At 60.9% G+C, this 15,814-nt stretch carries 12 protein-coding genes and 1 tRNA gene; 9 read left to right on the top strand and 4 right to left on the bottom strand.

The genetic code is table 11. The annotated features are described in order from the left end of the window. Window positions 1-2: 2 nt before the first annotated feature. Window positions 3-1,076 (bottom strand): tRNA (adenosine(37)-N6)-threonylcarbamoyltransferase complex transferase subunit TsaD, encoded by a 1,074-nt coding sequence (tsaD, locus tag IVB41_RS09105; RefSeq protein ID WP_247429957.1) that lies wholly within the window; start codon window positions 1,074-1,076, stop codon window positions 3-5. Window positions 1,077-1,239: 163 nt separating this feature from the next. Here tsaD and IVB41_RS09110 point away from each other — a divergent pair, with 163 nt between their 5' ends. The 9 genes from IVB41_RS09110 (at window position 1,240) to IVB41_RS09150 (ending at window position 14,340) form a co-directional block, all read left to right on the top strand. Next, entirely contained in the window at window positions 1,240-1,986 is a 747-nt protein-coding gene (locus IVB41_RS09110; RefSeq protein WP_247429960.1) for a uroporphyrinogen-III synthase, read from the top strand. A gap of 69 nt (window positions 1,987-2,055) precedes the next feature. Next, window positions 2,056-3,327 carry a COG4223 family protein gene (locus tag IVB41_RS09115; RefSeq protein ID WP_247429963.1) on the top strand — a complete coding sequence of 424 codons (1,272 nt, stop codon included), beginning with the start codon at window positions 2,056-2,058 and terminating at the stop codon, window positions 3,325-3,327. Between the two features lie 36 nt (window positions 3,328-3,363). Then, a complete protein-coding gene (locus IVB41_RS09120) occupies window positions 3,364-5,163 on the top strand; it encodes a heme biosynthesis protein HemY (protein ID WP_247429966.1) in 1,800 nt (599 codons plus the stop codon). Window positions 5,164-5,263: 100 nt separating this feature from the next. After that, window positions 5,264-5,339: transfer RNA gene (locus tag IVB41_RS09125), tRNA-Thr, on the top strand. Between the two features lie 749 nt (window positions 5,340-6,088). Next, window positions 6,089-8,092, top strand: a complete 2,004-nt coding sequence (locus IVB41_RS09130; protein WP_247429969.1) for a class I SAM-dependent DNA methyltransferase — start codon at window positions 6,089-6,091, stop codon at window positions 8,090-8,092. 440 nt (window positions 8,093-8,532) lie between these two features. Next, on the top strand, window positions 8,533-9,339 hold the full coding sequence (locus IVB41_RS09135) for a restriction endonuclease subunit S (protein ID WP_247429973.1): 807 nt from the start codon (window positions 8,533-8,535) through the stop codon (window positions 9,337-9,339). After that, window positions 9,336-10,655 carry an AAA family ATPase gene (locus tag IVB41_RS09140; protein ID WP_247429976.1) on the top strand — a complete coding sequence of 440 codons (1,320 nt, stop codon included), beginning with the start codon at window positions 9,336-9,338 and terminating at the stop codon, window positions 10,653-10,655. Before IVB41_RS09135 ends, IVB41_RS09140 begins: the two co-directional genes overlap by 4 nt. A gap of 2 nt (window positions 10,656-10,657) precedes the next feature. Further along, window positions 10,658-11,281, top strand: coding sequence for a retron system putative HNH endonuclease (locus tag IVB41_RS09145; protein ID WP_247430028.1), 624 nt, complete (start codon window positions 10,658-10,660; stop codon window positions 11,279-11,281). Further along, window positions 11,278-14,340 carry a type I restriction endonuclease subunit R gene (locus tag IVB41_RS09150; RefSeq protein WP_247430031.1) on the top strand — a complete coding sequence of 1,021 codons (3,063 nt, stop codon included), beginning with the start codon at window positions 11,278-11,280 and terminating at the stop codon, window positions 14,338-14,340. The genes IVB41_RS09145 and IVB41_RS09150 overlap by 4 nt, the downstream gene beginning before the upstream one ends. A gap of 176 nt (window positions 14,341-14,516) precedes the next feature. On the opposite strand, the gene IVB41_RS09155 is transcribed toward IVB41_RS09150, so the two are convergent. The 3 genes from IVB41_RS09155 to IVB41_RS09165 form a co-directional block, all read right to left on the bottom strand. Next, window positions 14,517-14,744, bottom strand: coding sequence for a hypothetical protein (locus IVB41_RS09155; protein WP_247430034.1), 228 nt, complete (start codon window positions 14,742-14,744; stop codon window positions 14,517-14,519). A gap of 214 nt (window positions 14,745-14,958) precedes the next feature. Next, window positions 14,959-15,378 (bottom strand): zinc ribbon domain-containing protein, encoded by a 420-nt coding sequence (locus tag IVB41_RS09160; protein ID WP_247430038.1) that lies wholly within the window; start codon window positions 15,376-15,378, stop codon window positions 14,959-14,961. A 32-nt stretch (window positions 15,379-15,410) separates the two neighbouring features. Further along, complete coding sequence (locus IVB41_RS09165) at window positions 15,411-15,731, bottom strand: recombinase family protein (RefSeq protein WP_247430041.1); 321 nt, start codon at window positions 15,729-15,731, stop codon at window positions 15,411-15,413. Between the last annotated feature and the right edge of the window lie 83 nt (window positions 15,732-15,814).

Below are 15,814 nucleotides of genomic sequence, written 5' to 3' on the forward strand. Positions count from 1 at the left end.
TGCTAGAATCCCGCGCGTGTCTTGCCGTATCCGGCCGGTGCCGTCGCGTTCGCATCGAGCAGCCAGCGCGCGCGAGGCTGTGCTTCCATCGTGTCGATCATGCCGAGCGCGAGACGTTCGGCGCCGGCCCAGGCGATCATCGCGCCGTTGTCGGTGCAGAGCGCCGGCGGCGGCATGATCAATTGTGTACCGGCTTTGCTCGCAACCTCATGCAAGGCGCCGCGGATCGCCTGATTGGCGGCAACGCCGCCGGCCGCCACCAGCGCACGTGGCGCACCGAACTGCTCGCGGAAGAGTTTCAGACCGACGCTCAACCGGTCGGCGGTGGAGTCGAGCACGGCGGCCTGGAAGCTCGCGCAGAGATCGCTGACGTCCTGCGGTGTGATCTCGGCCAACCGACTTGCTTCGTTGCGCACCGCAGTCTTCAATCCCGATAGTGAGAAGTTGGCGTCGGGGCGTCCCTGCAGCGGCCGCGGAAACGCAAATCGCGCCGGATCGCCGTTGGCTGCCGCGCGCTCGACCTGCGGCCCGCCCGGATAGGGCAGGCCCAGCATTTTCGCGACCTTGTCGAAGGCCTCGCCGATCGCATCGTCGACGGTGGTGCCGAGCCGCACATACTGGCCGACGCCGGTGACGGCAACGATCTGGGTATGGCCGCCAGAGGCGAGAAACAGGCAATAGGGAAATTCGAGTGCGTCGGTCAGGCGCGGTGTCAGCGCATGCGCTTCCAGATGGTTCACCGCGACCAGCGGCGTGTCGTGCACCATCGCGATCGCCTTCGCGGTGGTGAGCCCGACGATGACGCCGCCGATCAGTCCCGGTCCTGCGGCGGCCGCGACACCGTCGAGCTGGGCGAAGTCAATGCCGGCCTCAGCCATGGCGCGGTCGATGATGCCGTCGAGCAGGTCGACATGGGCGCGGGCCGCGATCTCCGGTACCACGCCGCCGAAACGGGCATGCTCCTCGACCTGCGACCACACGATATTGGACAGGATCTTGCCGCTGCCGTCAGGCGCACGCTCAATTACCGCCGCGGCGGTCTCGTCGCAGGTGGTTTCGATGCCCAGTACCAGCATTGGCGAATTGTTATCCAATTTGCGCCTTCTCTCGCCCCTTGCGCTCATCCGCAAAGCAGAGTTCTGGTACGTCCGGTAGCATTCCGGGGTCGGCCAACGCAATCGTCACGCGCGGCCGTCCCTCGTGAAAGTGCCACCGCCACGTGGTTCGGGAACACAAGCGATGTCCATTCTTGTCACACGGCCGCATCCCGACAATGAGGCGACGTCGGAAAATCTGCGTGCGCGGGGTCATGTGGTGCTGCTCGCGCCGGTGCTCAAGTTCGAGCCGGTCGCCTTCCATGACGAGAGTGAAACGAGCTACAGCGCCGTCATTGTCACATCGGCCAATGCGATCCGCGCCGTCGCGTCACAATTACCGGACCTTGGTCTCCTGCAGCTGCCGCTGTTCGCCGTCGGCGAGCACACGGCCGCCGCCGGGCGCGATGCTGGCTTTGCCGAGGTGATCGTCGCCGGCGGCGACGCCGCGGCCCTGCGCGACAAGGTGATGCAGAGCGCGCGCGACAAGCGGCTGAAGAAAAAGAGCACGTTGCTCTATCTCGCGGGCGCGGACCTGTCGCGCGACCTCGGCGGTGAGCTGGGCGCCGAAGGCTTCAACGTCGTCACGCAGACGACCTATCGCATGGCGCCGGTCAAGCTGTTGCCGCGCGATGTCTGTGAGGGCTTTGCCGCCCATGGGATCGAGGCGGTGCTGCATTACTCCCGGCGCAGCGCGCGGGCTTTCCTGGAGGCCGCGCGCTCCGAAGGTGTCGAAATCTCGGCTCTGGCGATCCCGCAATGCTGCCTGTCCGAGACGGTCGCGGGCGTGCTGCGCGAGGCGGGTGCCTCGCAGGTTCTGGTGGCGGCGACGCCGGACGAAAATGCCCTATTTGACACCTTGGAGCGTGCTTTGCGCACCCGTTTGGCGTAAGAGGTCGGGCCGAATCCGACGCAATCGGATCCGTTCGTTCAGGGCATGTAAGTGTGAGGAACCGTCACGATGGCCGACGACAAGCCTGAAGACGCAGGATTGGCTCCCGAGTCCGGCCGCGCCAAGCGCATCCCGCCCACCATCGACCTCCAGGCGACCGAGGTCTCGACCCAGCCGCAGGAGGTGGCGGGCGAGCCTGAGGCAGCGACCGAACAGGCCGCGCATGAGCAGGCCAAATCTGAAGAGGGCAAGTCTCAGGAGGAAAAGTCTCAGGAGGAAAAGTCTCAAGAGGCAAAGTCCGAAGAAGCTCATGCCGAGCCGAAGCCCGAGCTTGCCCAGGAAGAATCTTCCGTTGCGTCCGCGTCGGTATCGCCGTCAATTTCACCCTGGATTATCGCTCCGTTCTCCGGCGCCGTGGCAGCCGCCATTGTGATCGCGGTCGGCTGGATGCTGGGCTGGCCTGCGGTGCAGGCGCCGCCGGCTGCTCCACAAGTGACGGGCGCAACCGTCGAGGCGCTGAGCGGGCGCGTGGCCGCGGTCGAAGCCAAGGCGAGCAAGCCTGCCGCCGATCCGGCCATGGTGGCGCGGATCGATGCGCTGGAGAAATCGGCAACGATCCTGCGCAGCGACATCGCCAATCTGCGCGCACAATCCGACAAGACTGCGAGCGCCCTGAACGACGCGACATCGGCGCCGCGCGCTGCCGCGCCCGATCTTGCCGCTCTCAACGACCGCCTCGCGCAGCTCGAGCGTGCCAGCAAGACCGAACGTGCGGAACTCGCGCAGCAAAGCGAGAAGATCGTCGAAGCGAAGACGATGGACGACAAGCCGCTGCGCCACGTGGTGGCGGCGGCCCTGCTCGACGTCGCCGTTCGCCACGGCGACGCCTACGAATCGCAGCTCGCCGCCGCGCGGTCGCTGGCCGCAAAGCCGGACGTGCTGAAGCCGCTCGACACTTTTGCATCGTCAGGCATTCCGACGCCGGTCGCGCTCAGTCGCGAGCTCCTCAACATCGTGCCGAAATTGTCGCCGCCGGCGGAAGCCCCGGCCAGTGGCACCGGAATCGTCGAGCGTCTTCAGGCGGGGGCGTCGAAACTCGTCCGCATCGAGCGTACCGACGGGGTCGGCAATGATCGCGGCGCCATCGTCGCGCGGGTGACGGCGGCTACGCTGCGCAACGATTTCGTCGAGGCACGGCGCGAGTTGAAGACGCTGCCCGAGGCCGATCGTGCACCGGCGCAAGCCTGGCTCGACAAGGCCGATGCCCGTGACGCCGCGCTCGCCGCCTCACGCAAATTCGCCGACGCCGCCATGGCGGATCTCGTCAAGCCTGGTCAATAAAGGTTCGCGCAACAATCAGCGCGTATAGGGATCGTCATGCTTCGCATCGTCCTCTTCCTCGTCCTGATCGCGCTGGCGGCGGCCGGCGCGGCCTGGGTTGCCGATCAGCCCGGCGATCTCGTCCTGACCGCAGGCAGTTTCCGCGCCACGACGACGCTTCCCAGATTCGTGTTCTTGCTTGGCCTCTTTGCCGCGGCAGTCGTGCTGGTCTGGAGTCTGCTGACGATGGCCTGGCGCGCTCCGGGGCGTCTGCGCCGCCGTCGTCACGAAAAGCGTCATGCTCGCGGTCGCCACGCCATCACCCACGGCCTGCTTGCGATCGGCCATGGCGACACCGCGCTTGCCCGTCGTCACGCCGATACCGCGCGGCGGCTGGCCGCAAACGATCCGCTCGCGCTTCTCTTGCATGCGCAATCGGCGCAGCTCGAGGGCAATCGCGACGAGGCCCAGCGCGTCTTCCGCGCCATGGCCGAGCGCGAGGACACGCGCCTGCTCGGCCTGCGCGGCCTGTTCATCGAGGCGCAGCGCGCCGACGACGCGGTCGGCGCGGTGATGATCGCCGAGGAAGCGATCAAGCTGTCGCCGTCCTCGACCTGGGCCTCGCATGCGGTGCTCGGCTTCCGCTGCGCGCGCGGCGACTGGAGCGGCGCGCTCGCGATCCTCGATTCGAATTTGTCCGCGGGCCTGATCGACAAGCAGGCCTATCGCCGCCAGCGCGGCGTGCTGCTCGCCGCCCGCGCGCTGGAATTGGAAACGATGGACCGCGACGTCGCGCGCGAGAGCGTGATGCAGGCGGTCAAGCTCGCGCCGACCCTGGTCCCGGCCGCAGTGCTCGCCGCAAAATTCGAGAGCGAGGCGCACCAGGTGCGCCGCGCCATGAAGCTGGTGGAAACCGCCTGGCTCGCCAATCCGCATCCTGATCTCGCGGATGCCTATGCGCATGTGAAGCTCGGGGATTCCGCGCGGCAGCGGTTGCAGCGGGTCGAGACGCTTGCGGCCAAGATTCCTGCCGACAAGGCTGGTTATGTCGAGGGCCAGCTGGCGATCGCGCGCGCCGCGATCGATGCGTCCGAGTTCGCCCGTGCGCGCGCGGTGCTGGCGCCTTACGTCAACGATCCGACCCAGCGCGTGGCGCTGCTGATGGCCGAGATCGAGCGTACCGAGCATGGTGACGGCGGCCGGGCCCGCGCCTGGACCTTGCGCGCGGTGCGCGCCCGCCATGATCCGGCCTGGACCGCGGACGGTTATGTCAGCGACCGCTGGCGTCCGGTGTCCCCGGTCACCGGCCGGCTTGACGCGTTCCAGTGGCAGACGCCGGTCGCTAGTCTTCCTTCCGACAGGGGCGCGATGATCGAATCCTCAGCCTTCGAGGAAGCCATGCTGGCGGCTCCGCCGCCGAAGCGGGTGACGGCGGCCCCGAGCGAAGGCCCGGCGGAACCGGTTGTCACGGCGCCGGATCCGGTGCCTGCCCCGCAGGACAATTCGCCGCCCCTTGAGGACAAGGAAATCTCAAAGGAAATCGCCGGGGAAACTGTCAAGGAAACAGCCAAGGAAGAGCCGGTCGTCACGCCCGCCGAGCCGGTCCAACAGGCCCCCGAGATCGTCGAATCATTGCCGGCGGCGGCAACGCCGGTGTTCCGGACCCGCGCCGACCTCGGCAAGCCCACACCAGCACCTATTCCCGCCGTTATCCCGATCGTCCGCGCCCCTGATGATCCAGGGATCGACGACGAGGGTCCGAGCGACGAATTTACGGAACAAATCGGCACGCCCAGGGACCACGCAAAGGCCCAGGCCGGCGGCTGGCGCGGATTCTGGTCTCGCTGGGGCGGGTGAGCGGCATTTGGGAGCCGGCTCCACCTTGCCAATTCGGGCCATGCCCGATATCAGGAGCGCGCGTAACGGGACCGGCCTCGCGCGGGCCCCGGCAAGGTTCGCCGCAATAGCTCAGTTGGTAGAGCACGTCATTCGTAATGACGGGGTCGGGGGTTCGAATCCCTCTTGCGGCACCAGCACCTCCGTGGGCGTTCCGCCTTCTCGACCCCATCATACAACCGCCTTTGTTCGATCCCGGAGGGCTTGTCAGGGATCGTGGTTACGCGCGGGTTACCAGTCGGGAAGCCCGTCTTTCGTACCTACAGTTCGAATCATTCTCCCTCCGCCATCCCACCAACATGATCTCGTACTTTGATCTGGAGAGAGGCCAGAGATCCGGCTGTTTTCCTGCTTTTTTGCCGACCGACAGGTCCGCTCACCCATTCACGTTGGTGCCGGATAGGTCTGGAGAACCGAATTTTCTCCGAATCTTAGAACACGCAAAATCGGTCCAGTACGGACTTTCCCGGAAAACCAAGCGCTTAGTTGGGTCGAGGTTTGAATCTCGCTCGCTCAACCGACCTGTTTACCATTCCAAGTCAGAAATTTCGCCCTAACGCCCCTCCGCTTTCACCAGCGCTGCGCAAAGCGTCTCTTTTTGATCCGACAAACGGCAGCTAAGGTGGCTCCATCGAGGGGGAATTCACTTTATCTGCCGTTTTTAGGCGTCGCTGAGGGGCGGCCGCCAACCGATCTGGCGAGGTGGAGTCGGTTGCCATCGAAAAACAAGGCAGGTCTGTCGTCGGATTCCGGTTAGGAAATCCGAATGGTTGACCGACGAGACAGGAAAACTACGTGTCAGCCCAACCCAACCAAACGTCCTGGAACGAACAAGTGATTGAGCAGAACAACAGGCCCGGCAACCCGGCGCCTAGGCGGGCATAGCATGGCTAGCCATTCCGACCTCGCAAACCTGATCTGGCAAATTGCGGACCTTCTGCGAGGGCCCTATCGGCCACCGCAGTACGAGCGGGTAATGCTGCCGCTCGTCGTGCTGCGTCGTTTTGATTGTGTGCTCGCCGACACTAAGCAGAAGGTGCTTGCCGATTACCAGCGTCGCAGGGGTGGCAAGCTCACGGACGACGCACTCGACCGCACCCTGAATAACTCATCCGGCCACCGTTTTCACAATCGCTCCGAACTCGACTTTCAGAAATTGAAGGGCGACCCCGATAATCTAAACAAGCACCTCGTAAGCTACATCAAAGGCTTTTCAGCCAACGTTCAACGCATTTTCGAATACTTCGAGTTCGAAAACGAAATCGAGCGGATGCAGGAAGCGAACATCCTCTATCTTGTCATCAAGGAGTTTTGCGATGTCGATCTGCATCCCCGAAAGGTAACAAACCAGGATATGGGTCTGGTTTTCGAGAATCTGATCCGTCGCTTCAACGAACTCGCGAACGAGACGGCCGGCGATCACTTCACTCCACGCGAAGTCATAACATTGATGATCGATCTTCTTTTTCTCGATGCTGACGATCTTCTCAGCAAGCCGGGCATTGCAATGCGGATGCTTGACCCTGCCTGCGGCACGGGTGGAATGCTCGCCGGCGCGCAGAAATATATGCGCGATCATCACGCCGATGCGAAGCTCTATGTCTATGGTCAGGACTATAACAAGCGGGCTTTTGCGACCGCCGCATCAGACATGCTCATGAAGGAAGTCGACCACAACGGTGGCGGCGAGAACGTTCAATTTGGAGATAGCTTTCTCGACGATAAGTTTGAACAGCAGACATTTGACTATTTCATTGCCAATCCGCCCTTCGGGGTGGATTGGAAGAAGCAGCAGAAGGAGATCGTCCGGCGGCACGAGAAAGCTCCAAAAGATAGCCCGTGGAGCGCCGGCCTGCCGCGGGTAAATGATGGTTCGCTGCTGTTCCTTCAGCACATGATCTCGAAGTTCGAACATGTCCACTCGAAGGCGCAGAAGTATGGCTCCCGCGCGGCGATCGTCTTTTCGGGATCCCCTCTGTTTACTGGTGGTGCGGGTGGCGGAGAAAGCGAGATCCGCAGATGGATTATCGAGCGTGACATGCTTGAGGCCATCGTCGCGCTGCCGGAGCAGATGTTTTACAACACCGGCATCGGTACCTACATCTGGATTGTCACGAACCGGAAGGCAAGGTGCCGCAAGGGCAAAATCCAACTCGTCGACGCTCGCGGCACCTGGATGCCCATGCGCCGTAGCCAGGGCGACAAGCGCCGCAAGATCGGCGAAGGTCCAGCGTTGGAGGGTGACGACCGTCCCGACGAACCAGATCAGATTGCGGATATCGTCTGCCTCTATGGTGACTTTGCGTCGAGCGAAAAGGCCAAAATCTTCGACAATGAAGACTTCGGCTACACCCGCGTCACGATCGAGCGGCCCCTGAAGCTGCGCTACCAGATGAGCGTCGAGAACAAGGCGCGCTTCCTCGACGCCGCGCCCCACCTGCTGGACGACATTCAGGCCATCGACAAGGCGCTTGGCCGCGAGCCGCAGCTCAATTGGAACGTAGTCTGGGCCAGCATCGAGAAGCTCCTCAAGAAGTGCGGCTCGGGCTGGAAGACGTCAGAGGAGAAGCTGTTCCGAACTGTCTTCACCGTGAAAGACCCGAAGGGTGCGCCCGTGAAGAAAGGTTCCAGCTTCGAGGCCGATGCCGATCTCCGCGACTTCGAGAACGTGCGGCTGAAGGAGGATATCGACGCCTACTTCAAGCGCGAGGTGTTGCCGCATGTGCCGGATGCCTGGATGGATCGCGCCAAGGACAAGGTCGGCTACGAAATCAACTTCAACCGTCACTTCTACGCCTTCACGCCACCGCGCAAGCTGTCCGAGATCGATGCGGACCTGAAGAAGGCGGAAGACGAAATCCTTCGGCTGTTGCGGGAGGTGACGGAATGAGCGGGGGCGCGCGTTCTGATCAGCCAGTGCTAAAGCTAAAGTATGCAGTTGAGCTCCGACGGGATCGCATCGAAGGGAGCAATAGTGATTTGCCTTATGTGGGGCTCGAAAACATCGAGAGTGGGACTGGGAGATTAATTTCAACGGCAAGTCCGCAAGGGGTGGAAGGGGAAGTGCCTCTCGCCGGCGGAGAGTCGCTGTCTGCCGTGTTTCACTCCGGCGATATATTATTCGGAAAGCTGCGTCCGTATCTCGCGAAGGCTTGGATAGCGGAGTTTGACGGCCGGTGTAGCACTGAGCTACTGCCTCTCCATCCAGAAAAGCTGGACCCACGTTTTGGCCTATACGTGGTGCTTGCACGGCAATTCATCGATGCTGTCGACGCATCTACCTTCGGGTCGAAGATGCCGCGCGCAGATTGGGACTTCATTGGAAACCTAATGATTCCCTTTCCGAGCAAGCAACAGCAGTCGAATATCGCCCGCTTTCTTGACCGGGAAACCGCCGATATCGACGCCCTGATCGTCGCCAAGCAGCGGCTGCTGGATTTACTGGCAGAGAAGCGGCGCGCGATTGTCGCTGAGGCTGTCATGCGCGGTCTCGACCCCGCCGTCGCGCTGCGACCCTCCGGCATCGGCTGGCTCGGTAATATCCCCGCTCATTGGGAAGTGGAGCGATCACGCTGGCTGTTCCAGGAGCGCGACGAACGCTCCGAGACCGGCGAAGAGGAGATGCTGACCGTTTCCCATCTGACGGGCGTCACGCCTCGTTCCGAGAAAGACGTCAATATGTTCGAGGCGGAGTCGACGACCGGCTACAAGCTTTGCTTCGCCGGCGACTTGGTTATCAACACACTCTGGGCATGGATGGGAGCAATGGGGACTGCGCGCGTTGATGGCATCGTGAGCCCCGCTTACAATGTCTACGCACCCGGCCCGCGCCTCATTCCCGATTATATCGACGCCCTTGTCCGTATTCCGGTCTTTGCACAAGAAGTGACGCGCTATTCAAAGGGCGTCTGGTCGTCGCGCCTACGGCTTTATCCAGAAGGCTTTTTTGAGAGCTACTGGCCCGTTCCTCCGATCGAGGAACAGCACGAGATCGTCCGCTACATCGCAACCGAAATCGCCAAGATCGATCGTCTGCGCGCCGCCACTAAGCACTCCATCGCGCTCCTCAAGGAACGGCGCGGCGCGCTGATCGCCGCCGCCGTCATTGGCCAGATCGACATCCCGGAGGCGGCATGAAAATCACGCGCTTGTCGCTCGACAATGTGCGAGCTTTCAAAGAAGCCGAGTTCACCTTCAACGATGGCTTCAATCTGATTATTGGCATCAATGGGGCGGGCAAGAGCACTGCCCTGGACACTATTCGATTTTGCGCCTCGCATCTGATGCCCGCCATTCAAAAGATGCCGTTCAAGCCCTTTGGCTTTGGTATCGACGATATTCATGGCGATGCACCTCTCGCCGAAGCTGCGCTTCACATCCGCTTTGATGATGACGCTGACGCCTTCATACGCTTGCGCGAATGGCGGGGACAAGTCCTCTCCGAGTCAGGAGAGAACGTTGAGCGCCTGCGCCGTGAAATCCTCGAAACAGCGCGTCCCAGAGACCGTCTGCGAAACCAGCTCCGCGAGTTGCAAGATACGTTGTCGCCAGCCGATCCGGTGTATTTTTACCCCTCAGAACAAGAGCTAAAAGCCAGGGCAAAGCGAAAGCGAAGCGCGCCGCTGTTGGTCCACTACTCAACGTCTCGATCCTATTATCGCGATCGCAAGGAGCGTACGGCGGCCAGCTCTCCAGGTCAGGCCGCATACTTTGAAGCTCTCACATCAAGCACGCTGAATCTGAGACTTGTTGCAGAATGGCTGCGAGCGCAGCAGGCGTTGTCCAGGGAGAGACAAATATCTGCTAACCTCGTCGCTTGGATGGATAAAGCCATCGCTGTATTTCTCCCTGGTTATTCGCATCTCCGCCCAGCCGAAGACGGCTCATCTACAGTCTTGATCGATCATAACGGTATGTCGCTAAATGTCCGCCAGCTGTCGGATGGCGAGCGTAGCGTGCTGGCCCTCGTCCTTGATATTGCGAAGCGTCTCTCGCAGGCTAATCCTCGACTGGATGATCCTCTGGAGAGCGGTGAAGCTGTCATTCTCATCGACGAGATCGACCTTCATCTTCATCCACAATGGCAGCGAAAGATCGTGAGCAGTCTCGAAAAGACGTTCCCCAAGTGCCAGTTCATCGCCACCACGCATTCGCCGCAGGTGATTGGCGAAGTGCCGCACAACAAGATTCAGATGATCAAGGACGGCAAGGTCTATTCGCCGTCGCGCTCTTTCGGCATCGATTCAAGCCGTGTCCTGGAAGAGGTGATGGACACAGAGTCGCGCAACCCAGAGGTCGAGGACACAATCAGCAGAATCGCCAAGCTGATCGCCGACGGCAAAGGCAACGAAGCCAGGGCCGCAATCAAGACGTTATCCGAAGAGATCGGAGAGGACGACCCCGAGATCACCCGCGCCAAAACCCTTCTCGACTTCATGGAGGGGGACACGTGAGGATGATCATCAAGGGTGCCGAGCCGAACAGGCTCACGCAGCACCGGAAGCAAGCGCACAGCGACTACAACAACTATGCGCAAAAAGATGAACTCCGCGCTGCGCTCGTCGGCGAGCAGAAGGGATTGTGCTGTTACTGCACCGGGCGCATTCGCGCGGAATCAGCCGCGATGAAGATCGAGCATTGGCAATGTCAGGCCACCTATCCTCAGCAGCAACTTGTCTATGGAAATCTGCTTGGCGCATGCCTCGGCGGCGACGGGAAGTCTCCTGCCGAGCGACATTGCGATACCAGAAAGGGCAGTCGCGACCTCAAGTGGAACCCGGCAAACATAGCTCATGTCATCGAAAGCAGAGTGCGCTATCTCTCCAATGGGGCAGTTGAAAGCGCTGACGCAGAATTCAACATCCAAATCAATGACGTTCTGGGCCTGAATCTGAGTTATTTGAAGAGCAGCCGAAAGGCGGTGTTGGACTCTGTGCTGAATTGGTGGCGCTCTACACCAAATGCGCGCCAAAAGGTTCAGCAGCAGATCGATCACCGCACAAATGCGGCAGAGCATCAACCGTTTAGCCCGGTGGCGGTTTGGTTTCTTCGACAGAAGCTGGGAGGCGCAACGGCATGAATCACGCCCGGCATTCAGAAGGCACTTTCGAGACCGTCATTGAGACGACGATGCTGGCCAATGGCGCCGCGCCGGAACCGGCAGCGGGGTTCGACCGCGAGCGGGCGATCTTTCCGGAGACCGTCCTGGCGTTCATCCGCGCCACTCAGCCCAAGGAGTGGAAAGCGCTCGAAGCGCTGCACGGGGAAAAGACCGGCGCGCAGATCCTGACCGACTTGGCCAAATGGATGGACCGCGAAGGCTCTCTCGCCACCTTGCGCCACGGCTTCAAGTGCTATGGAAAGACCTTGCGGGTCGCTTTCTTCAAGGCGGCGCATGGACTCAATCCCGAGCTTGAGACGCGTTACGCCGCAAACCGCGTCGGCATCACACGGCAGCTGCATTTCTCAAAGGTGTCGGAGAAGTCGTTGGACGTGGCACTCAGCGTCAACGGCATTCCGGTCGTATCGGTCGAACTCAAGAACCCGATGACCGGACAGACGGTCGAGCATGCCTTGCGCCAGTACCGCATCGATCGTGATCCGCGCGAGTCGATCTTCGAATTCAAGCGGCGCATGCTCGTGCATTTCGCAGCAGACACCGACACCGTGTTCATGACCACGCGATTGGCGGGACAGGCCACCCACTTTCTACCGTTTAACACGGGCCACAACGGCGGCGGGGGCAATGCGCCCGATCCAAAGGGGCGCAGCTATCGCACGGCCTATCTCTGGGAGGAGGTGTTGCAGCGGGACAGCCTGCTCGATCTGCTCGCGCGCTTCATCCACCTGCAGATTGAGGAGAAGCGCGACGATCAGGGTCGGAAGGTCAAGAAAGAGACGATGATATTTCCCCGCTATCACCAGCTCGAAGCTGTTCGCTCGCTGGTGCGCCAGGCGCAGCGGGAGGGTGTGGGCAACAACTATCTGATCGAGCATTCGGCCGGCAGCGGCAAAAGCAACACTATCGGCTGGCTAACACACCGGTTGGCATCCTTGCATGACGAGAGGAACAACCGCGTCTTTGACAGTGTGATAGTGATCACCGATCGCGTGGTGCTGGACAAGCAGTTGCAGGACACGATCTATCAGTTCGAGCACAAGCACGGCGTGGTGCAGAAGATCGACGAGAGTTCGCGTCAACTTGCTGAAGCGCTTGAAAGCGCCGTGCCGATTATTATTACCACCTTGCAGAAGTTTCCCTTCGTCTCGCGCCAGCTCGCCAAAATGGCGGAAGAGCGCGGGGAAGCGGATGGCGGTACGCTGAAGTCTCGCCACTGCGCAGTGATCATCGACGAGGCGCACAGTTCCCAGGGCGGCGAAGCCGCGACCGACCTCAAGGAGGTTCTCGGCGGCCAAGGCCTTCGCGAGGAAGCCGCGAAATACATGGCCGAGGACGACGAAGAGGATGTCGAAGAACTCTACCGTTCAATGGCGAAGCGCGGGCGGCAGGCGAATTTGAGCTTCTTTGCTTTCACCGCAACGCCGAAGCACAAGACCTTCAAGGTGTTCGGACGCGAAGACAAGCCTGCCCATCGCTACACCATGCGTCAAGCCGTCGAAGAAGGCTTCATCCTCGACGTCCTGAAGCACTACACGACCTACGCCACTTACTTCCGTCTACTGAAGGCGAGCGAAGATGACCCGAACGTCGAGCGTAAGAAGGCTGCGCGTGCACTCGCCCGTTTCCTCAAGCTGCATCCTCACAACATTTCCCAGAAGACGGAGGTGATGATCGAGCATTTCCACGCCGCGACCCAGCACAAGATCGGTGGTCGGGCCAAAGCGATGGTGATCACAAGCTCGCGCCTCGAAGCAGTGCGCTACAAGCAGAGCTTCGACCGCTACATCAAGGAGAAGGGCTACGCCATCAAGTCGCTGGTGGCCTTCTCCGGCGTCGTGACGGACGACAAGCTGAAGGATGTCACCTACACCGAGGAAGGCATGAATCTCGGCATCCGCGAGAAGGAACTGCCGGAAGTCTTCGCCACCCAAGAGTATCAGGTGCTGCTCGTCGCCGAGAAATACCAGACCGGATTCGACCAGCCCTTGCTCCATACGATGTATGTCGACCGGCGGCTTGCCGGCATCCAGGCGGTTCAGACGCTTTCACGCCTGAACCGCATCCATCCGCTGAAGGAGGACACCTTTGTCCTCGATTTTGTCAACGACCGCGATGAGATCCGCGAGGCCTTCAAGACCTACTATGAAGGCGCGGAGGTTGGCGAGGACGTCGACCCGGCCCGAATGTATGAGATCAAAAGCGAACTCGATACCGACGGCATCTATGTGGCTGCCGACGTTGAGCGCTTCTGCGCAGTCTATTTCAAGCCGCGCCAGCGCCAAAGTCCGAACGATCATCAGTTGATGAATGCGGCGCTTGACCCGTGTGTGGCCCGTTTCAGAGAGCTTCAGCAGGAAAAGCCTGACGAAGTCGAGCTGTGGCGCGGTAAACTGATGGCCTTCTGCAGCCTCTATGGCTTCCTCAGTCAGATCATTCCCTACCAGGATACGGACCTCGAACGCCTTTACGTGTTCCTTCGGCACCTCGCGACCAAGCTGCCGAAGCGCGGCGCCAGGCAGTCTTACCAGTTCGACGACGAGCTGCGTCTCGAATACTACCGCCTGCAGAAGATCAGCGAAGGCTCCATCAGCCTGAGCGATGGCCAGGCCAACCGCCTCGATGGCCCATCCGAGGTCGGAACCGGTGTCCCGCATGAGGAGGCGGTTGCTCTTTCTCGGCTCATCGATGTCGTCAACGACCGGTTTGGTACTGACTTCAATCAAGCCGATCAGCTTTTCTTTGATCAGATCGTGGAAGCCGCTATCTCTGATGCAATGCTGAAGCAGGCAGCGGCCGTCAATCCCGGGGACAGATTCGAACTCGTGTTTAAGAATCTCCTTGAGGCGCTGTTTGTCGAGCGGATAGACCAAAACGAAGAAATCTTCGCGCGCTTCATGAACGACAAGTCATTCCAGAAGGTCGTGACCGAGTGGCTATCGTCAGAAGCCTACAAGAAACTTCGTGTGCCGCGTCAAACTCCTACCGGTAGGAGCGAGTCGGAGAGCATAGATTTGTGAATAGCACTGTAGCTTTTTCTTCCCGGGCCTGGCTGTCAATGGCCAAGCCAGGCTGTGCAGCTCTGTTATCGCGTTCTGGGATGTGCAATATTCCATAACATTCGATGGACGAATCCGAGCCCTTGGTCTGCATCCGGCCGGGCAAAGCCTACCTGTCCTCTCAGGAACAGGTAGGCCTAATGCTGTCGCCGGCGAAGCATAGCTTCTTGCTCGTCCCATTCGGCTGGGATGGATTTCAACAGATGCGCTAGCTCAAGCCCTTCGGGCTGCAGTCCGTTGAGGATGGCTTCGGTGATGGCCGGCGAGAGTAGCGTGAGCCGAAGCACCCGACACAGATAGGACTCGTTGATCTTCTCGGCCTTGGCGAGCTCTCGCACTGAACTAAAGAGGTTCGATTCAAGCATATTGCGCCAGCGATGGGCCGCACCACGGCCTTGACTAACGTGTTGTCGACTTGCGGCTTCGGCGGCGACCAGGTTTCCGCATTTTCGGGCGTGACCACGCGCTTGCGCCCACCCTGCCGGCGGAACGAGATCGGAATGCTGACGACCATTGTTCTGCCGTCGCGACTGAGCTTCGGTCGACCAAGGGGGCCGAGGGTGAGGGTGGTCGGTCGGCTCATTCGGCGGCCTGCTGGAATGGCTTCGGTTGCAATTCCGAGGTCAGCGAGGTTAGGCCCCGGATCTTCAATATGATGTCCAATCGCTCTGCATGCATGTCGATGCGCTCGACCAGTAGCTCGACAATGCGCGCCTGTTCGGCGGGAAACAGCTCATCCCAGAGCTCGTCAATGCCGATCAACGCGCTCCGCACCTCGGCCTCGCTAACCCCCGCCGATTGCCTAGGTAGAGCGCGCCAGGTTTGCACGATGACTTCAGGGGTTCGAAGGAGCAGGCGGACCTGATCGATGATGATTCGCTCTAGCTCGGCGGCGGGCACCAGCTTGACGGGGCAGTTTGATCTGCCCTGCTTCATGGCGGTCTGACTGATGTAGTAGCGGTAGAGACGGCCAGACTTTCGGGCATGGGTTGGAGACATCGCGGCACCGTCGGGTCCGAAGAGAAGGCCTCTTAGCAGAGCGGGGGTCTGGGCCGAGCATTGCCGGCGCGTTTGCGCGGGCTCACCTTCAAAATGGCATGGACTTGATCCCAGAGTTTGCGGTCGATGATCGCCTTGTGCTCACCAGGGTAGGAGGTGCCTTTGTGAACCGCCTCTCCCAGGTAGACCCGGTTGTTGAGGATCCGGTACAGCACACCCTTGTCCAGCACGTGGCCATACCGGTTGCGTTCGTTGGCTGCGACGAGTTCCCGCGCTAGCAAGGTCGCGGATTTGAGCCGCGCGAAGCGGCAAAAAATCGCTCTGACTCGTTCGGCATCGGCTTCGTGAACCAACAGTTTGCGGTCGCGAACTTCATAGCCGAGCGGCGCCCAGTGCAGGTCGCACGGATTTTGCGCCTCATCCGACCCGATTGGTC

It is taken from the genome of Bradyrhizobium sp. 44 (genome assembly GCF_023073095.1).
GTDB lineage: Bacteria > Pseudomonadota > Alphaproteobacteria > Rhizobiales > Xanthobacteraceae > Bradyrhizobium.